Here is a 20,003-nt window from a genome sequence, read left to right as displayed (position 1 = left end):
AAATTATTGTTCTTTCAGCCATCTAGCTGCATCTTTTGCATGGTATGTAATGATTAGGTCGCAGCCAGCGCGTTTCATCCCAGTAAGCATTTCCATGACGATTCTTTTTTCATCAATCCAGCCGTTTTGAGCTGCTGCTTTAACCATGGAATATTCCCCGCTCACATTATATATAACGAGTGGAAGATTGAAATTATTTTTCACATCACGAACAATATCAAGATATGGCAAACCAGGTTTCACAATTAGGAAATCGGCGCCTTCCATTAAATCAGACTCCGCCTCACGCAATGCTTCCATCCGGTTTGCAGGATCCATTTGATAGGCTTTTCGATCACCAAATTGCGGGGTGCTATCAGCCGCGTCACGGAAAGGGCCATAGAAAGCAGATGCATACTTCACCGCATAAGACATAATTGGCACATTTTCAAAACCCGCTTCATCTAACCCTGCACGAATAGCTACAACAAAACCGTCCATCATATTAGAGGGTGCAATAATATCCGCCCCTGCTTTTGCTTGGCTTACAGCAGTTTGAACGAGCAATTCAAGTGAGGCATCATTTAATACTTGGTCTCCTTCAATTAAACCGCAGTGGCCATGGCTAGTGTATTCACAAAGACATGTGTCAGCAATAACGATCACCTCAGGAAACTTCGCTTTAATTAAGCGAGTTGCTTCTTGGACAATCCCATGATCATGGTAGGCTTGTCCGCCACATTCATCCTTCTCTAAAGGAATACCGAATAAGAGAACCGATTTAATGCCTAAAGCGACAACCTCATTCATCTCCTCTTCAAGATGATCTAATGATAAATTATAAACGCCAGGCATTGATGTAATTTCTTTCTTAATATCCTTTCCCTCTGCTACGAAAAGAGGATAAATGAAATCATCTATTGATAAATGATTTTCACGTACAAGTGCACGCATATTTGCATTTTGGCGTAAACGTCTATGACGGGTGAATTGTAAATCCATTAGAATGCCTCCAATATTCATTTTTTTAAATAGTCAATTGTACTTTTTATCATGTGGTGGACAGTGTATACATCAGGTGCAATATGAACCTTAAGCCCATATGACTCAATTCTTTCTTTCGTAACTGGACCGATACAGCCTATGACACATGCTTCAACCTTCTCGTTAAGATTATTTTCTTTCACAACAGCCATTAAATGGTCAATCGTCGATGGACTTGTAAAGGTTAAAATATCTAATTGGCCATGGGTCAGCTTGTCTTTAATTAGTTCTCTGCTTTCCTCAGGAAAATATGTTTCGTATATGATTGCTTCATCAACAAAAGCACCATAATTAGTTAAATGATCAGCAATATAATTACGAGCTAAATTCCCCTTCGGAATAAGTACTTTCATTCCCTTTTTCACGCTTGGCTTAAATTCTTCAACAAATCCTTCAGCAACAAATTCCTCTGGCGTAAAGTCCACTTGAAGCCCTTTATCCAATAAAAAGCTTTCTGTCTTCTTTCCAATGGCAGCAATTTTCGGCAAATGCTTTCGATCAGATGGATGAAGGAAGGAAAGAAACGTTTCAACAGTAATACTGCTCGTAAAAATAAGCCAATCATACGTATGTAGCTGATTGATGATTGCATATATTTCTGGAGTACTAGCAGGTCTAAAGGCGAGCAGAGGGATTTCAACAGGATTTCCTCCATATTGCTTCACTAAATCCGAAAAGGATTGTGCCTGCCCTTTACTTCTTGGAACAAGAATATTTTTTCCTTGCAAAGGAAGGGTGGAGGGGGTCATTTTCCTTCCATCTCCACTTTAACCTGATCAATCAATTCTTTTCCTCCAAGTTTAATTAAGCTATTAGCGGCGGCAATTCCCACCTCTTCTGGATTTGTACCAGTGATCTGTTCTTTATAAATAATTTTTCCATCTGGAGAACCGACAAGTGCAGTTAATACGATTTCTCCTTTGTCGCTAAGTTCTGCGAATCCTGCAATCGGCACCTGACAGCCGCCTTCCATTTTATGAAGGAAAGCTCGTTCCGCTCTAACTGTCGAATCTGTCTGATTACATGTAAATTTCTTTAATAATTCAAGCAGTTCTTCATCATCCCCACGGCATTCAATAGATAATGCACCTTGTCCGATAGCAGGAAGGCAAATATCTGGATCTAGAAACTCTGTTACTACATCTGATGCCCAGCCTAATCTTGAAAGACCAGCAGCAGCTAAAATAATCGCATCATAGTCTTCAGTTTCTAACTTTTCCAGTCTTGTATCGATATTTCCGCGAATCCATTTAATCTCGATGTCCGGACGGCGAGCCAACAGCTGGGCTGCTCTTCTTAAGCTGCTTGTACCGACAATAGCGCCAGGTTTAAGGTCATCAAATCGAATATGATTTTTTGAAATCAGCGCATCTCGATGATCTTCTCTTGCAGGTATACAGCCAATAACGAGACCGTCTGGAAGTATAGCAGGCATATCCTTCATGCTATGTACAGCCATATCAATCTCCTTATCCAGCATAGCCTGCTCAATCTCTTTCACAAAAAGGCCCTTTCCGCCAACTTTTGATAGCGTTACATCAAGAATGCGATCACCTTTTGTTACGATTTCCTTTACTTCGAATTCAAAAGAGGGATCCAGTGCCTTTAACTGTTTAATAACCCAATTAGTCTGTGTTAATGCAAGTTTACTTCTGCGCGAACCAACGATAATTTTTCTCATGATTGCCTCCTAAATTTAAAGCGATTATGAATACCAGAAATGGAAAGATGAAAGTTTGCCAAATAAGAAGAAATTAATTAGAACAACGAGAAAGGATGCAAGATTCCATAAAGCAAGCTTGTTTCCCGTCAGACCTTTGCCAACCTTTAAATACAAATAAATACTGTAAATTGCGAGTACGATGAATGAGCCGATCACCTTAGGATCGTACCAAATCATATCAGGTACCTTTATGTACGCCCAAGTTGTGCCAAGAATAAGGCTTATAATCAGCATCGGAACCCCAATCAGATTTAAGACGAAAGACATTTTATCAAGCTTTGATAGATCAGCCAGCCGTTTCAGACGGGTTCCCCATTTTTTTCTTTTTAAAAGGTCATACTGAATTAAATATAGCACTGAAAACACAAAAGAGAGCGAAAAGGCCCCATAAGAAAGAATGGCTACAGTAATATGAATAAGCAGCAATTCTGAAATCAGCTGCTGTGCCATGACATGGGATTCATATTGAATAGGTGCAAATGTATGGATTGCCATAATCATAAACCCAAGAACATTTGTAAAGAAAACGATAAAATCTACTCGTAGTAAACGATTAATGACTAAAGATAAAGTAATCAGTACCCAAGCATAGAAATAAAGCCCTTCAAAAATCGTTAAAACAGGGAATCTTCCTGTTTTTAACATATACAAAAGCAGAAATAAAGTTTGTAAACCCCATACAAATGCAAGTAACCAGAAGGCAATTCGGTTTGCCTTCCGGTTAGACGTCAGAAAATCAACAAAATATAATAAGACACATAAGGCATAAAGAACGACTGTAAACTCATGCAGCCGCGTCATATAAATATCAAGCATGGACAGTACTCCTTTTATGATTGAAAGGAAGCCTGTGGCGATTGAACAGCCGTGTGCCTCAGTTCAGCTACACGCACTTCCTGCTGCTCATTAACAAGTTCTCCTATATTAAAAATTTTCACGAAAAGATCCAATGCCTTGTCTGCATCTTTTTGGCCAGCCATTTCTTTAGCCTGTAAAATCGGATCCTTCAATAATTGATTAATAATGCTCTTCGTATGTTTATTTAATACCTTTTTATCCCGATCACTTAAATTCGGCATCTTTCTTTCAATGCTTGTCATTGTTTCTGCTTGAATCGCTAGCGCTTTTTCACGCAAAGCAGAAATCACGGGAACCACTCCAAGCAAATTCAGCCATTGTTTGAATTCAACAATTTCTCCTTCTATCATGAGCTGAATCTTTTCTGCTTCTTTTTTGCGTTCTTGGAGATTTGCTTCAACAATTCCCTCAAGATCATCAATATCATAAAGGAACACACTATCCAATTCGGCAAGAAGCGGATCTAAATCACGCGGTACAGCAATATCGACCATGAATAATGGTTTGCCTTTTCGCAGTTTTTCAACTTGAAGCATCATACATTTTGTAATGACAAATTCTTTTGCTCCAGTTGAGCTAATGAGAATATCAGCTTCGAGTAGTGCACATTGAAGCTCTTTCAATGTTTTTGCTTGTCCTTCATAACGGTTCGCTAGGTCCTGTGCCTTTTCAAACGTACGATTAATAACCGTTACCTTACTTGCACCGTTGGCATGAAGGTTTTGAATGGCAAGCTCACCCATTTTCCCCGCACCTAAAATAAGGACATGCTTATTCTCTAAGGATCCGAAAATTTTCTTCGCTAATTCAACTGCTGCATAGCTTACAGACACTGCATTTGCACCAATTTCTGTTTCTGAATGGGCCCGTTTTGCAAGCGTAATAGCTTGCTTAAACAGATGATTGAACACGGTTCCTGTCGTATTCTCTTCCTGTGCTTGCAAGAAGCTGGTACGAACCTGCCCTAAAATTTGGGTTTCTCCAAGAATCATGGAGTTTAACCCGCAAGACACACTAAATAAATGCTCCATAGCGCCATCTTGCTCATATATAAACAAATATGGTGAAAATTCTTCTTTCTCTATTTGAAACCACTCTGACAAAAATTCTTTAATATAATATCGGCCTGTATGAAGCTGATCAACAACTGCATAGATCTCAGTCCGATTACATGTTGACAATATCACGTTCTCTAAGATGCTCTTCTTATTCTTTAGTGTATTCATAGCATCTGCAAGCTGAGACGGGTTAAATGTCAAACGCTCACGAATTTCGACAGGGGCTGTTTTATAATTTATACCGACAACTAAAATATGCATGTTTCAATTGACCCCCCCAATTAAATTGCACAAAAATACTACTATAATTGTAACATTTCTACCCCTTTATCCAATGGTAAAATGTGAACAGATAGTGAATTCATATGGTAAAATAAAGTAATATAGCATGATGGAAAGAATCCAATACTCTATCCACTTTCTATCATTCGACAAAATCCTCCCATATGTACAGTAACAAAAAAACATAGCAGATTCAAGTGAACCTTATTGGAAGGGTGTAACGATGAAAAATCAACGTTTTTTTATTGGAATTATCCTAATTGGCTTTGGAGCCTACTTTTATCTTGAGCAATCCAATATACCTGTTTTGCAGCCTTATTTCACATGGCCTACCTTACTAATCATTATTGGCGTCGCTTTTTTATTTCAAGGCTACGGAGCGAAAGAATACCACGCCATCCTGCCTGGGGTTATTCTTACTGGATTTGGTCTGCATTTTCATATAGTCAATCGGCTGGAAATATGGCCAGATCATATTGGTATATTTATTTTAATTCTAGCTCTTGGATTGCTTCTGCAGCATCAAAAGACTGGGTCAGGTTTATTTCAAGGGCTTCTCTTCTTATTATTATCGATTTTGCTTCTTTTCTATGATCGTGTAATTGTCTGGTTCGGTCTATTAGAAAATGGAGTATCTAATGTTTGGAAATTTTGGCCTGTCATCCTCATTCTAATTGGCGGCTATTTCCTCTTTATTAAGAAAAAATAGAAAAGAGACAGGGATATATAGTTTTCCCTGTCTTTTTTGATTACAGTACTGAATCTAAAAAGTTCTTCGTTCTTTCTTCTTTTGGATTCGAGAATAATTGTTCCGGGTGTCCAACTTCAACAATTCTACCCTCATGCATATACACTGCCCAGTCTGCCACTTCTCTCGCAAAGCCCATTTCATGAGTAACGACAACCATTGTCATTCCCTCCTCAGCCAGTTCCTTCATTGTTGCTAACACCTCTCCTACTAATTCAGGATCAAGCGCAGAAGTTGGTTCATCAAATAGCATTATTTCCGGCTTCATTGCAAGTGCCCTTGCTATTGCAACTCGCTGCTTTTGCCCACCGGAAAGTTTTGACGGATATACATCCTCTTTATCAGAGAGACCTACTTTTTTCAATAATGCTCTTGCTTCCATCTTCGCTTCTTCTTTTGGACACTTTTTAACGTAAATAGGCGCCTCCATTACGTTTTCTAATACCGTTTTATGCGGAAATAAATTAAAATGCTGAAATACCATCCCAACTTTTGCTCTTACTTCATTAAGATCATGGGTTTCTTTCTCAATTTTTTCTCCGCCAATCATTACAAGACCGCTATCTTTTAGTTCTAAAAAATTGATGCAGCGAAGAAGTGTACTCTTTCCAGAACCGCTCGCACCAATTAAACAAACCACTTCACTTTGCTTAACTGTCATATCAATATCCTTTAAAACATGTAAATCACCAAAGGTTTTATTCAGCTTCTCTACATTAATCATAATGCCATTGTTCATACTCATCTTTCCTCCTTTAATCACTGCTAGACATTTTTTTCTCAATCATTCTTACGATAATAGAGAAGAATAGAACGAGAATGAGATAATAAACAGCAACAATAAGCAAGTAGCTCATATAGTCATATTTAAGTGAACCGTGTGTGGTTGCTACATTAAAGAGCTCATACATGCCAATAAACGAGGCGAGCGAGGAGTCTTTTAAGGCAATAATGAATTGATTTCCAAGCGGCGGAAGTGCTCTGCGGCTAGCTTGCGGCAAAATAATTCTTCTCATTGTTAAGCCTATTGTCATTCCAAGTGAACGGCCTGCTTCCATTTGACCATGATCTATCGACTGAATAGCCCCTCGGAAAATCTCTGCAATATAGGCCCCATTATGAAAGGCTAGTCCTAGAACAACAGCCAGAAAATCAGAAATATTAAAAGCGGTTAAACCAAAGTAGAAGATAAAAATCTGGACAACTAGCGGTGTCCCACGAACTAAGAAGATGTATAGATCAGCAATCCATTCCAGTATTTTTATATTGGATATTTTTAAAAAGGCAAAAAATAAACCTATAAAAATGGCAATAAAAATAGAAACAATTGTTATTTCAAATGTGAGAAGCATTCCTTTTAAAAAGACTGGATATGTGTCGATAAACTTTGTTAATAAGTCCACAGGTTTCCTCCTTTAATACATGTTATGTTTATGAAAAAAGACGAATGTAATTTCTGCTACATTCGCCCGGTATGTTTATTTCTGCTCTGGAACAACAGTAATGTCCTCACCAATATATTTTTTGCTTATTTCCGTTAGAGTTCCATTCTCATGTAGCTTTTCAAGCGCTTTATTAATTTTTTCAAGAAGCTCTGTATTTTCTTTTGCAACCGCAATGGCTTGTTCACTGCGGCCAAGCAATTCTTTGCCGACAATATTCATTCCAGCACCGATTGCTTCTTTCCCCGTGACAAAGTCCGTAATAACCGCATCATGCTTTCCTTTGCTTAATGCTTCAAGTGCTACGACATCACTATCATAGAATTTAATATTATTGGTAGCCTTTTCTGCTTCTGCAGTGTATGTAGTGCCTTTTGCTACGGCAACTTCCAGCCCTTTTAAATCTTCAAGTGTTTCCACAGAGCTATCAGGACGAACATAAATTTGCGGACCGGAAAAATAATATGGGACTGAAAAATTAACAGCTTCCAATCTTTCATCAGTAATTGTATGACTGGCAACTGCTGCATCAAATCGACCCGATTTAACACCCTCGACAATGCCGCCAAACTTAAATTTATGCTGGACTGGTTCCAGTCCTAATTCCTTTGCAACAGCTTCTCCAACCTCAATATCGAACCCACTCATTGTTCCATCTTTATTCGTTACACTGAATGGATTAAACTCACCTGAAGATGCATAAGTAAACTTGCCATCATCTACTAGTTTCATTCCTTTATTCGATGCCTCTTTTGATCCGCATGCAGCTAGTACAACTATAAGCAATAACAAAAATGCGCCTTTCCAAAAATGTTTCACTAGTGTAAATACCCCCTTTTGTTTTAGCTTAATATTTGTCCTACCCCATTCTATGTTTTTGAATCCACTAAAATTCGCATTTTGCATAATAAAAAGAATCCCATTGCAAATTTGCAATGGGATTCTATACTTACATATATGCTTGTAATAAAGCCCAAGCCTGGTCTTTTCCCTGTCCTGTTTCAGAAGAAAAGAGAATAATATGATCATTTGGGTCTAATTCTAATGTTTCTTTAGCAACTTTCAAATGCTTCTGCCATTTGGATTTTGGAATCTTATCAGCCTTTGTTGCGATAATGATGCACGGAATGTCATAATGCTTTAAGAAGTTATACATCATTACATCATCCTTTGATGGCGGGTGGCGAAGATCAACAATTTGAACAACAGCCTTAAGCTGCTCTCTATCCTTTAAGTATGTTTCAATCATTTTCCCCCAAGCTTCTCTTTCCTTCTTGGAGACTTTCGCATAGCCATATCCAGGTACATCGACAAAATGCATGATTTCATTAATGAGATAAAAGTTTAATGTCTGTGTTTTACCTGGTTTCGAAGATGTTCTTGCTAAATTTTTTCGATTGAGCATTTTATTAATAAATGAAGACTTCCCAACATTTGATCTGCCAGCTAAGGCAAACTCTGGTAAATCTTCAACAGGATATTGTTCTGGTTTTACCGCACTGATTATGATTTCAGCCGAATTTACTTTCATCCTTGTTCACCGCCATTCAATGCATGTTTTAGTACGTCATCAACATGAGAAACAAGGACAAAATTAAGATCTTCTCTGACACTTTCAGGGATATCATCAATATCCTTTTCATTATCCTTTGGAATAATAATCTTTGTTAGCCCTGCTCGATGAGCACTTAATGATTTTTCCTTCAAACCGCCAATTGGAAGAACACGTCCTCTTAATGTTATTTCACCTGTCATTCCTACTTCTTTACGTATCGGTTTTCCGGAAAGTGCAGATACGAGTGCGGTTGTAATTGTAATTCCAGCAGATGGGCCGTCTTTTGGAACCGCTCCCTCAGGTACATGGATATGAATATCATATTTTTCATGGAAGTCTTCTTCTATTCCTAATTCCTTTGCTTTCGAACGGACATAGCTAAATGCAGCTTGTGCCGATTCTTTCATTACATCGCCAAGCTTCCCTGTTAAAACGAGCTTCCCTTTTCCTGGAGCTAGAGAAACTTCAATTTGCAGTGTATCACCGCCAACCGTAGTATAGGCTAACCCAGTCGCTACTCCAACTTGGTCTTCCAGCTCTGCCTGCCCATAACGGAACTTGGTTTTCCCAAGAAACTCTTCTATATTTTTCTCAGTTATCACGACTTTTTTCTTCTCACCAGAAACTAGGATTTTTGCTGTTTTTCTGCATATAGTTGCGAGTTGGCGTTCTAAGCTTCGCACACCAGCTTCTCTTGTATAATAACGAACAATTTTTTGAATTCCGTCTTCTCTTATCTGAAGCTGTGATTTAGAAAGGCCATGTTCTTTAATTTGTTTCGGCAAAAGATGATCTTTCGCAATATGAATCTTTTCCAGCTCAGTATAGCCAGCAATTGTAATAATTTCCATTCTGTCACGAAGAGGACCTGGAATGGTTCCTAAATCATTTGCCGTTGCAATAAACATCACCTTAGAAAGATCATAGGGTTCTTCAATATAATGATCACTGAAATTATGATTTTGTTCCGGATCTAACACTTCTAACATTGCCGAAGAAGGGTCGCCGCGAAAATCATTCGACATTTTGTCAATTTCATCTAAAAGGAATACAGGATTTATAGTACCCGCTTTTTTCATGCCTTGAATAATACGGCCGGGCATTGCTCCCACATAGGTTCTTCTATGCCCTCGGATCTCAGATTCATCACGCACTCCCCCTAAAGATATTCGGACAAACTTCCGATTAAGAGAAGATGCGATTGAACGAGCTAGACTTGTCTTCCCAACCCCGGGCGGTCCAGCAAGACAAAGGATAGGTCCTTTCAACGAATTTGTCAGCTTTTGGACAGCTAAGTATTCAAGAACGCGCTCCTTCACCTTTTCAAGTCCATAATGATCTTCGTTTAATATCCGTTCAGCTTTATGAATATTTAAATCATCTTCCGTTGCATGACTCCATGGCAAAGCAACAAGCCATTCAATATAATTACGGATGACAGCACTTTCAGCTGAACTGGAAGGGATCTTTTCATATCTGTCCAATTCCTTTAGGGCAATTTGTTGAATATGCTCAGGCATGCCGGCTTTTTCAATTTTTTCCGTTAAGGCAGCAACTTCTCCTGTCTTTCCTTCTTTGTCACCTAGTTCTTTTTGAATTGCTTTCATTTGTTCACGCAAGTAATATTCCTTTTGCGTTCGTTCCATTGACTTTTTAACACGCTGACCAATTTTCTTTTCTAAATTAAGAACTTCCTTCTCATTGTGAATAATTTCGATGACTTGATTCATTCGTTCTTTTATATTGGTTGTCTCTAAGATTTCTTGCTTTTCCTTTAATTTTAAAGGAAGGTGGGAAGCGATAATATCAGCCATTCTTCCTGGCTCTTCAATATCCGCTACCGCTGAATACGTTTCAGCTGAAATTTTCTTAGAAACCTTTATGTATTGCTCGAAATATTCAAGCATCGTTCTCATCAACGCTTGGTCTTCTACATCCTTTGTAGTTGGCTCTTCAAACGCTTCAATACTAACAGCATAATGACTTGTTTCATCATAAAATTCAATAATTTCTGCTCTTTGAAGACCTTCTACTAACACTCGAATCGTTCCGTTTGGAAGTTTAAGCATTTGTTTGACACGTGTTAATGTGCCTCTTGTATACAAATCTTCTTCTCCTGGTTCATCTATCGAGATTTCTTTTTGTGTAGTTAGGAAAATTAAATGGTCATCTACCATCGCTTTTTCAAGTGCCTGTACCGATTTTTCACGGCCAACATCTAAATGAAGGACCATTGTTGGATAAACAAGCAAACCCCGAAGCGGCAGGAGGGGGACGATGATTTCTTTCTTTTTCGCCAAACTAAAGCACCTCCAAATGTAAATCTTTATAAGTATAAAATTACTAATAATTTCTTTGTACAATTCTATCGTATTTATAAGATAGTGTCTAATTTGAAAAGCGAAGGCGGCTCGGTCACCCCCGACAAGCATAAGACAGACTGGATTGAAGGTTGTTCTTTAACCTTCTAGCCAAACTGGCTTATGACCTCGAGGGGGTAGCCGCCGGAGCTAGACAATCTGAAAAGCGGAGGCGGCTCGCCAAAGGGCGACAAGCATAAGACGAATCGGTAGGAAGGTTGTTCTTTAACCTTCTTGACGAGTTGGCTTATGACCTCGAGCCCCTAGCCGTTGGAGCTAGACATCATGAAAAGCGAAGGCGGCTCGGTCACCCCCAACTTAATAAGACAAACGCATAAATAAAACTTCGGCTTTTCGCATCCATTGCAAGCCGAAGTTTTTCACCAACTAAATACTTTCTTTTTTCGCCAGTTCAACTGAAGCTGTAATTGATTGCTCCAAGTGAATGTTCTTTATAAGTGCTAGATCAAAAACTTCATTCAAATGGGTTACAGGAACAATCTTTATTCCTGTTATTTCTTTTAATATAGATTGCATGTTTTCTTCTGGAATGATCACCGTTTTCGCACCAGCCTTTTTCGCTGCTTTTACCTTTGGATACACACCGCCGATCGGTTTCACATGCCCGTGAATACTAATTTCTCCTGTCATTGCTACCGTATGGTCAATTGGAAGCTTGTAGATAGCGGAGTATATCCCTGTAGCCATTGCGATTCCTGCAGAGGGTCCGTCAATTGGAACACCTCCAGGAAAATTCACATGAATATCATAATCATTCGCAGGAACACCCATTGAACGAAGCACAGTAATCACATTTTCAATCGACCCTTTTGCCATACTCTTTCTCCGTATCGATTTTCCTTGTCCGCCAATGCTTTCCTCTTCTACGATCCCAGTAATATTGATACTTCCTTTATCTAGCGCGGGAATGACAGTCACTTCAATTTCAAGAAGGGCACCCGTATTCGGTCCATATACAGCAAGGCCGTTAACAAGACCCACTGCTGATTTCTCATTAATCTTTCTTTCCATTCTTGGAGTAAGCTGACTGGATTGGATTACCCACTCAATATCTTCATCCTTTATGTAATCTCTATCCTCCGTGATTGCTAATCCAGCCGAAATCTGAATTAGATTGACTGCTTCACGGCCGTTTCTTGCGTATGATGCTAGTATTGATAATGCGTTTTCACTAATTGTAAGATTAACCTTGTCAGCAGCTTTTCTTCCAATTTCTATAATTTCATCTTCTAATAACTCCCTAAAAAATACTTCCATACATCTAGAACGAATGGCTGGAGGAATGTCACTCGGCGTTCTTGTTGTTGCACCAATCAATCTGAAATCAGCTGGAAGGCCATTTTTAAAAATGTCATGAATATGATTAGGAATTTGGGAGTTCTCTTCATTATAATATGCACTCTCAAAAAAAACTTTTCTATCTTCTAAGACCTTCAATAATTTATTCATTTGAATCGGATGAAGCTCGCCAATTTCATCAATAAATAGTACTCCCCCATGGGCATTTGTTACCGCCCCTTGTTTTGGCTGAGGTATACCCGCTTGCCCCATTGCACCGGCTCCTTGATAAATAGGATCGTGAACAGACCCAATAAGAGGATCAGCAATTCCACGTTCATCAAAACGAGCAGTTGTAGCATCTAATTCAATGAAAACAGAAGATGGCTTAAACGGAGACTTGGCTGTTTTCTTTGCTTCCTCTAATACGAGTCTTGCTGCTGCTGTCTTTCCAACACCTGGTGGCCCATAAATAATTACATGCTGCGGATTTGGACTGCATAATGCAGCTTTTAAAGATTTGATTCCATCTTCCTGTCCAACAATATCTGCAAAACTAGATGGCCGTACCTTTTCCGCCAAAGGCTCTGTTAAAGAAATGGCTCTCATCTTTTTTAATTGATCCATTTCTTTTTTTGATTCCCGATCAATTGAAACCTTTTGAGTGCGCTGGTTTTTTAACAAATTCCAAAAGTAAAGCCCAATAACGATTCCGAAAAACAATTGAATAAATAGAGCGATCCCCGTCCAACTCATACTTTTCCCTCCTGCATTAAAAGTTCTCGCTGATAATGCTAGTATCTCCTTCACAGAGTTGGAATAAACAAGAATCTGCTGTAAAAAATTGGGCTGTAAAAAAGGAGGACTCACCTTGATCATCACCGTACAAACTGGTAATGCCGGTTCTTTCGATAAAGGAGATAAAATGAGAAGTGCGAATTGATGCCGACTTATCGCAGGGAGGGGACCTGAAGTTTAATAGGCGATAGGCCGCTTGCGCTGAACATCTTTCTAACTCCAACCTTAAAAATTCCGATATCACATGAAAAAGGCCAAACCTAAAATGGTTTGGCCTCTCTTAATTTTATTTACGCTGAAGTTTTTCGTTCTTCGTCAATGATTGTTCCATCTTCTAAAACGAGCTTTGGTGAAGCATTATCAGTGATTGCTTCTTTTGTTATAATGCATTTCTTGATATCCTCACGTGAAGGAAGCTCAAACATCACATCTAGCATGATTCCTTCAATGATGGAACGCAAACCTCGAGCACCTGTTTTACGTTCAATTGCCTTTTTGGCAATCTCAGTTAGTGCCTCTTCTTCGAATTCAAGCTCCACATCATCAAGTTCAAGCATTTTTTGATATTGTTTAACAAGCGCATTTTTTGGTTTTGTTAAAATCTCAATTAACGCTTCTTCGTCTAACGGTGTAAGACTTGAAATAACAGGAAGACGACCAATGAATTCTGGAATTAACCCAAATCTTAATAAGTCCTCAGGAAGTACTTTTGATAGCAGACTTTTTTGATCAAGTTCATTTTGCTTAGTATCAGATCCAAAACCAATGACCTTTTGACCTAAACGGCGTTTGATAATTTGCTCAATCCCGTCAAAGGCTCCGCCACAAATAAACAAAATATTGGTCGTATCAATTTGGATAAATTCCTGATGTGGATGCTTACGTCCACCTTGAGGCGGTACACTTGCAACCGTTCCCTCTAATATTTTCAATAGCGCTTGCTGTACACCTTCCCCAGATACATCTCTTGTAATAGAAGGATTTTCAGACTTTCTGGCTACTTTATCAATTTCATCAATATAAATAATTCCCTTTTCCGCTTTTTCAACGTCATAGTCTGCAGATTGGATGAGCTTTAAAAGAATGTTCTCTACATCTTCTCCAACATATCCTGCTTCTGTTAATGAAGTCGCATCAGCAATTGCAAACGGAACATTTAAAATACGGGCTAATGTTTGTGCAAGTAATGTTTTCCCGCTTCCAGTCGGCCCGATCATGGCAATATTACTTTTCGAAAGTTCTACATCATCAATTTTGCTGTTAGAGTTAATGCGCTTGTAGTGGTTATAAACTGCAACGGATAACGATTTCTTCGCTTGGTCTTGACCAATGACATATTCGTCTAGAATATCTCGGATTTCTGATGGTTTTGGCACATCTTTGAATTCTACTTCTTCTTCCGTGCCAAGCTCTTCTTCAACAATTTCTGTGCAGAGTTCTATGCACTCATCACATATATAAACACCTGGACCGGCAACAAGCTTTCGTACTTGATCCTGTGTTTTGCCACAGAATGAACACTTTAATTGCCCTTTTTCATCATTAAATTTAAACAAATCCTTCACCCCTTGAAAACTTCAAATCATTATATTAAGCTTGTGCGAATCATATGCAAACAAATAATATACAGCCGTTTGTGCTCATAGACTTGCATACGTACCCATGCTTATCTATTTAAACTTCCCTTTTCTACAACAATTGTTATGTATTGCATTGTAACACATTTCCACTTTGGACAGGAAATGAAAACTCTTAATTACTTGATTAGATTATGTATGACTGTTTGCATAGCGGATTCGTTAAAGGTTGGCTGTAAAAAAAGATATTCTAAATAAGCTTAACCAATTATGGTCAAGTTAAGTCAATAGATTTTATCCAAAAACTTCATATGTATGTATTTGTTCTGTCATTTCTTTCTATTGTACAAAACAAGGCACGAATTCAATCGCGCCTTGTTCATTATATTTAATCTAGCTTTAAATATTCTTATTAAACAGTTTTGCTGTTTTCTACAATGAAATCAACTGCTTTTTTAACTTGAAGATCTGCTTTTAGGCCTTCAAGGCTGCCTAATGCTTTTTGGATATTTTCTACTGTCATGTTGTACATTTCAGCCATTTTATTAAGCTCAGCAGTTACTTCTTCATCTGTTACTTCGATGTTTTCAGCTTTCGCAATTGCTTCAAGTGTTAAGTTCATACGAACGCGCTTTTCAGCATCTTCCTTCATTTGCTCGCGTAATGCACTTTCTTCTTGACCTGAGAATTGGAAGTAAAGCTCAAGGTTCATTCCTTGCATTTGCAGGCGCTGTTCAAATTCGTTCATCATGCGGTCAATTTCTGTATCAACCATTACTGATGGAAGATCGATTTCTGCGTTTGCAGAAGCTTTTTCCACTACAGTATCTTGAACAAAATGTTCTGCTTCATGCTTCTTGCTTTCTTCAAGACGAGTTTTCACTTTTTCTTTAAGGGCAGCTAAAGTTTCAACTTCTTCATCTGCGTCCTTAGCAAACTCATCATTTAACTCAGGAAGTTGTTTCGTTTTGATTTCATGAACAGTCACTTTGAATACTGCAGGTTTTCCTGCTAATTCAGCAGCATGGTATTCTTCAGGGAAAGTAACTTCAACATCTTTTGATTCTCCAGAAGCTACACCAACTAATTTTTCTTCGAATCCAGGAATAAATTGACCTGAACCAAGCTCAAGAGAATAATTTTCAGCTTTTCCACCTTCGAAAGCTTCTCCATCCACAAATCCTTCAAAATCCATAACGACTGTATCGCCGTTTTCAGCTTTGCCTTCTTCTTTTACAACAAGCTCAGCATGTCTTTCTTGCATAGATTTTAATTCATTATCAACATCTTCATCTGTCACTTCAGTATTAAACTTTTCTACTTCAAGTCCTTTGTATTCGCCTAATTTAACTTCAGGCTTCACAGTTACTGTTGCTTTGAAGATTAAGCTCTTGCCCTTTTCAATTTGCTCTACATCGATTTCAGGACGATCAACCGGCTCAATACCAGTTTCTTCGATTGCATTTGCGTATGCTTCTGGAAGAAGAATATCAACAGCATCTTGATAAAGTGATTCAATACCGAAACGCTTTTCAAACATTCCGCGAGGCATTTTCCCTTTACGGAAACCTGGTACATTTACTTGCTTTACTACTTTTTTGAATGCAGCGTCTAAACCTTCGTTTACTTTTTCTGCATTTACTTCAATTGTAAGAACCCCTTGGTTCCCTTCTAGCTTTTCAAATTTTGCAGACATAAATTTAATTCCCTCCAACAATCTATTATCATTTCATACGTAACAAATGGATATGGATAAGGCTTGTTTAGCAAGCATTATACATTTTTAACATAAAAAATACCATCTACATATACAACCATTATATTATACCACACGATCCTTTTCTTTCAACATGGAAGCTAAAAATCGGAAGATGAAATTTCTTCAAGCTGTTTTAACTCTGCCAGTGCATCTTTTAATTCTTCCATTTTTACATCATATAGCAATACGAGGTCTTCTCCCATGCTTAAACCTAAGTATTCAGCTATGAGAGTATGATACGCAGCTGCCCAAACCTTTTCCTCATACGTATCTAGCTTAAATGGATAGAGAATAAAAGAATGGCGGCTTATAAGACTTTTTATATTCTCAAACAAAATTGGGTCCTCATGCTCAATTTGGCGGCTTAGAACGCGAAGTAGCGACTCTATCTCTGGCTGCTTATGAACAGGCGGAAGCTGAACCGGTATGACTGAGAGTTTTCTTCCCAACTTTTCAATAAGGACTTCTTTGTCATATTCATGCTCTATTAAAACATTAAGCAGCATCGTCTTGAAGAACGGAGATCCTTCCTCCGAGTGGAGATATGTATTTATTTCAGCAATATATGAGCGAATATTTCTCTCTGCTAACTGGGCAGCCAAATTCATTTGCTCTTGCTGGGTCTTGAAAGCAAACAAATCAATGTCTTTATCCAATTCTTCCATTGCCGCTTCTTCATATTCTATTTCAGGCTTTTCCTTTGCCATTCTCCGGCTAAATTCTAACATTCGGGTAAAGCTTTCATATTTTTCCGTTGGGATCTCTTTCTCTTCTAATAGAATCTCTATCGTGGCCACAATTTCATCATATTGATGCAGCTGGACGAGAATCATTAAATAAAGATCAATAATTTGAATGTATTCCCCAATTCCTTTTTGCAGCATATCCGCTGCTATTTCCTTTGCTTTTTGCAATGAACCCCATTCAAAGTAAGCGAGTACTAATCCAATATATATATCGCTATTTTCTGGGTCTAGTCGTTTTGCTTCTTCTAAGTGCTCGACCGCTTCTCGAAATCTTTTCTGCTGCATTTTCTCAAGCCCTTTTTCAAGAAGCCTTTTTTCCAGATCAGGAAAAAGGATTACTTTATCATTTAATTTTTTCCGATCTCGTTTCTTCATGCAGTCCACGCCCTACTTAATTTTGAAGTAAGTTTAGCATGAAAACTTAAAAAAAACAAAAAAGATCCACAGCTATTGCCTTTGCTGTGAACCTTTTGTCAATTATCATTTGACCGCATTGGAACACTCAAATTGTGCTATTTCTCCTTCTAATTGCAAGGTAATTTCAATTTCGTCCCACCCATTCAAAAGCATCCTTTTCCAATACGCCGTAATCGGAAAGGAGGCTGAAAAGCCATTGTTATCTGTTACTGTTTCCTTTTCGAGGTCAATTGTTAAGTGGTACGGCTGATTTGTTGCTTTTTCTAATAAATAGGCTACTTCTTCTGCTTGCAGCTTGACTGGAAGCATTCCATTCTTTAGGCAATTTTGATGAAAAATATCTGCAAATGATGGAGCAATCACGACTTTAAAGCCATAGTCCGATAAGGCCCAAGGAGCATGCTCTCTTGAGGATCCACACCCAAAATTCTCATTGGCAATCAGGATCGATGCACCTTGATTTGCCGGCTGGTTCAATTCGAAATTCGGATTCTCCTCTCCTTCCTGTGTATACCGCCAGTCATAAAATAAAAATTGGCCAAACCCTGTTTTCTCAATTCTTTTCAAAAATTGCTTCGGAATAATTTGATCTGTATCCACATTCGCCCGATCCATCGCAACTGTTTTACCTGCTATCGTTCTAAATCCACTCATACTATCTTCCTTTCGATTTTAAATGACTTCAACAGCTACCTTTTCACTTACATCTACAAACCGTCCATATAGAGCAGCCGCAGCAGCCATCACCGGACTGACTAAATGCGTTCTAGCGCCTGTTCCTTGTCTCCCTTCAAAATTTCGGTTCGAAGTGGATGCGCAATGCTGCCCGCTTGGAACAATATCATTATTCATACTTAAACACATGCTGCAGCCCGATTCCCTCCATTCGAACCCAGCCTTCTTAAAGATTGCATCTAATCCCTCAGATTCAGCTTGTCTCTTAACCTGCTGAGATCCTGGTACAACTAAAGCTCTTACAGTTGGGTGAACATTTTTTCCTTTTACAATCTCAGCTGCTTGACGCAGGTCTTCTAAACGTGAATTTGTACATGAACCGATAAACACATGTTGTACTTCAATGTCAGCAATGTTCTGACCTTCTTTTAGACCCATGTAATCAATGGCTCTTTCTAGCGACTTTTGTTCCAGTTCATTCTTACAATCTTTTACGTATGGAATAGAATCTTTTATACTGGATGTCATGGAAGGATTTGTTCCCCAGCTTACCATCGGTGTAATTGCATTCGCATCAACTGTTATCGTACGATCAAATACAGCATCATTATCAGAAGCAAGCTCTTTCCACTGCATAACAGCCTTTTTAAACGCATCTCCTTTTGGTACGTGCTTCTTGCCTTCTAAATAAGAAAATGTCGTTTCATCTGGGCTGATTAAACCAGCTCTTGCACCTCCTTCAATTGACATATTACAAATGGTCATCCGTTCTTCCATTGTCATCCTTTCAATAACCTCTCCACAATATTCAATAATGTACCCTTGCCCAAAATTAACACCATGTTGGGATAGAATATAAAGGATGACATCTTTAGACGTAACTCTTTTCCGAAGCTGTCCAGTTATTTCGATTTTTAATGTTTTCGGTTTTGTTTGCCAAAGCGTTTGCGTTGCTAACACATGCTCCACTTCGCTCGTACCAATCCCAAAGGCAATTGCTCCAAATGCCCCATGTGTAGAAGTATGACTGTCGCCGCAAACAATGGTCATCCCCGGCTGTGTAAGTCCAAGTTCTGGACCTATTACATGAACGATTCCCTGTTCTGGACTGTCCATTCCAGCAAGTGGAATACCAAATTCCAAACAGTTTTTTTCTAAAGTCGTCATTTGATTTAGTGCAACTGGGTCATCAATCTTATAACGATTATCGGTTGGTACATTATGATCCATTGTCGCAAACGTTCTCTCAGGTTTTCTTACTGTTCTGTTTTTCATTCTTAATCCAGAAAATGCCTGTGGCGACGTCACTTCATGTACTAAATGAAGATCAATATAAATTAATTCAGGCTTCCCTTCCTCTTGATGGACAATATGCTTTTCCCATATCTTATCTATAATAGTTTTCCCCATTTTTTCCTCCTGCTTTCTTTTTTTAAAAGAAACACGACCATATTTGGTCGTGTTTCCTATTAATAAATCTCTTTTTTGGCATGGCAGCTACACTACTTATCTTGCCCCTTTAGGATCAGCAAAGCAGTCAACTTGAAGGGGAGAACAACTATCAAGTAAATCCTCGCTTACCTTGATTCCAGTTAATAAGTAATAATAGATAAAACTGGACTTAATAGGGGTTATTGATTCCTCTTATTGTGGAGTTTTAGCTCGAACTAGACTCAATAAGGG

Annotated in this window: 17 protein-coding genes; 1 reads left to right on the top strand and 16 read right to left on the bottom strand. The window is 38.5% G+C overall.

Features of this window, described 5'->3' with window-relative positions; translation table 11 throughout:
- Positions 1-3: 3 nt before the first annotated feature.
- From hemB to hemA, 5 genes are read right to left on the bottom strand one after another with little or no spacing between them, the layout of a single operon-like run.
- Complete coding sequence (hemB, locus tag ASU02_RS05095) at positions 4-981, bottom strand: porphobilinogen synthase (RefSeq protein ID WP_057761645.1); 978 nt, start codon at positions 979-981, stop codon at positions 4-6.
- A gap of 17 nt (positions 982-998) precedes the next feature.
- On the bottom strand, positions 999-1,772 hold the full coding sequence (locus tag ASU02_RS05090) for a uroporphyrinogen-III synthase (RefSeq protein WP_057761643.1): 774 nt from the start codon (positions 1,770-1,772) through the stop codon (positions 999-1,001).
- Positions 1,769-2,704, bottom strand: a complete 936-nt coding sequence (gene hemC, locus ASU02_RS05085) for a hydroxymethylbilane synthase (RefSeq protein WP_057761641.1) — start codon at positions 2,702-2,704, stop codon at positions 1,769-1,771. Before hemC ends, ASU02_RS05090 begins: the two co-directional genes overlap by 4 nt.
- Before the next feature lie 24 nt (positions 2,705-2,728).
- Positions 2,729-3,562, bottom strand: coding sequence for a cytochrome C assembly family protein (locus ASU02_RS05080; RefSeq protein WP_057761639.1), 834 nt, complete (start codon positions 3,560-3,562; stop codon positions 2,729-2,731).
- A 14-nt stretch (positions 3,563-3,576) separates the two neighbouring features.
- On the bottom strand, positions 3,577-4,923 hold the full coding sequence (gene hemA, locus ASU02_RS05075) for a glutamyl-tRNA reductase (RefSeq protein ID WP_057761637.1): 1,347 nt from the start codon (positions 4,921-4,923) through the stop codon (positions 3,577-3,579).
- Between the two features lie 244 nt (positions 4,924-5,167).
- Here hemA and ASU02_RS05070 point away from each other — a divergent pair, with 244 nt between their 5' ends.
- Complete coding sequence (locus ASU02_RS05070; protein WP_057761635.1) at positions 5,168-5,653, top strand: LiaI-LiaF-like domain-containing protein; 486 nt, start codon at positions 5,168-5,170, stop codon at positions 5,651-5,653.
- Between the two features lie 40 nt (positions 5,654-5,693).
- Here the strand turns inward: ASU02_RS05070 and ASU02_RS05065 are convergent, their stop codons facing one another.
- The 11 genes from ASU02_RS05065 to leuC form a co-directional block, all read right to left on the bottom strand.
- Positions 5,694-6,431, bottom strand: coding sequence for an amino acid ABC transporter ATP-binding protein (locus ASU02_RS05065; protein WP_057761633.1), 738 nt, complete (start codon positions 6,429-6,431; stop codon positions 5,694-5,696).
- 16 nt (positions 6,432-6,447) lie between these two features.
- Complete coding sequence (locus tag ASU02_RS05060) at positions 6,448-7,095, bottom strand: amino acid ABC transporter permease (RefSeq protein ID WP_057761631.1); 648 nt, start codon at positions 7,093-7,095, stop codon at positions 6,448-6,450.
- 75 nt (positions 7,096-7,170) lie between these two features.
- Positions 7,171-7,953 (bottom strand): transporter substrate-binding domain-containing protein, encoded by a 783-nt coding sequence (locus tag ASU02_RS05055; RefSeq protein WP_057761759.1) that lies wholly within the window; start codon positions 7,951-7,953, stop codon positions 7,171-7,173.
- Positions 7,954-8,083: 130 nt separating this feature from the next.
- Positions 8,084-8,665, bottom strand: a complete 582-nt coding sequence (gene yihA, locus ASU02_RS05050; RefSeq protein ID WP_057761629.1) for a ribosome biogenesis GTP-binding protein YihA/YsxC — start codon at positions 8,663-8,665, stop codon at positions 8,084-8,086.
- A complete protein-coding gene (gene lon / locus ASU02_RS05045; RefSeq protein WP_057761626.1) occupies positions 8,662-10,989 on the bottom strand; it encodes an endopeptidase La in 2,328 nt (775 codons plus the stop codon). The genes yihA and lon overlap by 4 nt, the downstream gene beginning before the upstream one ends.
- A 447-nt stretch (positions 10,990-11,436) precedes the next feature.
- Complete coding sequence (gene lonB / locus ASU02_RS05040) at positions 11,437-13,104, bottom strand: ATP-dependent protease LonB (protein ID WP_057761625.1); 1,668 nt, start codon at positions 13,102-13,104, stop codon at positions 11,437-11,439.
- Between the two features lie 332 nt (positions 13,105-13,436).
- Entirely contained in the window at positions 13,437-14,702 is a 1,266-nt protein-coding gene (gene clpX, locus ASU02_RS05035) for an ATP-dependent protease ATP-binding subunit ClpX (protein WP_057761622.1), read from the bottom strand.
- 433 nt (positions 14,703-15,135) lie between these two features.
- Positions 15,136-16,419, bottom strand: a complete 1,284-nt coding sequence (gene tig, locus ASU02_RS05030) for a trigger factor (RefSeq protein WP_057761620.1) — start codon at positions 16,417-16,419, stop codon at positions 15,136-15,138.
- Between the two features lie 161 nt (positions 16,420-16,580).
- On the bottom strand, positions 16,581-17,603 hold the full coding sequence (locus ASU02_RS05025; RefSeq protein ID WP_057761618.1) for a tetratricopeptide repeat protein: 1,023 nt from the start codon (positions 17,601-17,603) through the stop codon (positions 16,581-16,583).
- A gap of 105 nt (positions 17,604-17,708) precedes the next feature.
- The gene (gene leuD / locus ASU02_RS05020; protein WP_057761616.1) at positions 17,709-18,299 is read right to left on the bottom strand and encodes a 3-isopropylmalate dehydratase small subunit; all 591 of its coding nucleotides are present in this window, start codon (positions 18,297-18,299) and stop codon (positions 17,709-17,711) included.
- Between the two features lie 18 nt (positions 18,300-18,317).
- On the bottom strand, positions 18,318-19,730 hold the full coding sequence (leuC, locus tag ASU02_RS05015; protein ID WP_057761614.1) for a 3-isopropylmalate dehydratase large subunit: 1,413 nt from the start codon (positions 19,728-19,730) through the stop codon (positions 18,318-18,320).
- Between the last annotated feature and the right edge of the window lie 273 nt (positions 19,731-20,003).

The organism is Cytobacillus praedii, assembly GCF_001439605.1.
GTDB classification, from domain to species: Bacteria; Bacillota; Bacilli; order Bacillales; family Cytobacillaceae; genus Cytobacillus; species Cytobacillus praedii.
The sequence above is the reverse complement of the archived record's forward strand: the minus strand, read 5'-3'. Positions and strand labels throughout refer to the sequence as shown.

What these genes read in the sequence shown, in the direction of transcription:
- tig (WP_057761620.1), bottom strand. Translation starts at nt 16,419, where the DNA reads ATGTCTGCAAAATTTGAAAAGCTAGAAGGGAACCAAGGGGTTCTTACA.
- hemB (WP_057761645.1), bottom strand. Translation starts at nt 981, where the DNA reads ATGGATTTACAATTCACCCGTCATAGACGTTTACGCCAAAATGCAAAT.
- ASU02_RS05070 (WP_057761635.1), top strand. Translation starts at nt 5,168, where the DNA reads ATGAAAAATCAACGTTTTTTTATTGGAATTATCCTAATTGGCTTTGGA.
- yihA (WP_057761629.1), bottom strand. Translation starts at nt 8,665, where the DNA reads ATGAAAGTAAATTCGGCTGAAATCATAATCAGTGCGGTAAAACCAGAA.
- ASU02_RS05065 (WP_057761633.1), bottom strand. Translation starts at nt 6,431, where the DNA reads ATGAACAATGGCATTATGATTAATGTAGAGAAGCTGAATAAAACCTTT.
- hemC (WP_057761641.1), bottom strand. Translation starts at nt 2,704, where the DNA reads ATGAGAAAAATTATCGTTGGTTCGCGCAGAAGTAAACTTGCATTAACA.
- hemA (WP_057761637.1), bottom strand. Translation starts at nt 4,923, where the DNA reads ATGCATATTTTAGTTGTCGGTATAAATTATAAAACAGCCCCTGTCGAA.
- ASU02_RS05080 (WP_057761639.1), bottom strand. Translation starts at nt 3,562, where the DNA reads ATGCTTGATATTTATATGACGCGGCTGCATGAGTTTACAGTCGTTCTT.
- lonB (WP_057761625.1), bottom strand. Translation starts at nt 13,104, where the DNA reads ATGAGTTGGACGGGGATCGCTCTATTTATTCAATTGTTTTTCGGAATC.
- ASU02_RS05090 (WP_057761643.1), bottom strand. Translation starts at nt 1,772, where the DNA reads ATGACCCCCTCCACCCTTCCTTTGCAAGGAAAAAATATTCTTGTTCCA.
- ASU02_RS05025 (WP_057761618.1), bottom strand. Translation starts at nt 17,603, where the DNA reads ATGAAGAAACGAGATCGGAAAAAATTAAATGATAAAGTAATCCTTTTT.
- leuC (WP_057761614.1), bottom strand. Translation starts at nt 19,730, where the DNA reads ATGGGGAAAACTATTATAGATAAGATATGGGAAAAGCATATTGTCCAT.
- leuD (WP_057761616.1), bottom strand. Translation starts at nt 18,299, where the DNA reads ATGAGTGGATTTAGAACGATAGCAGGTAAAACAGTTGCGATGGATCGG.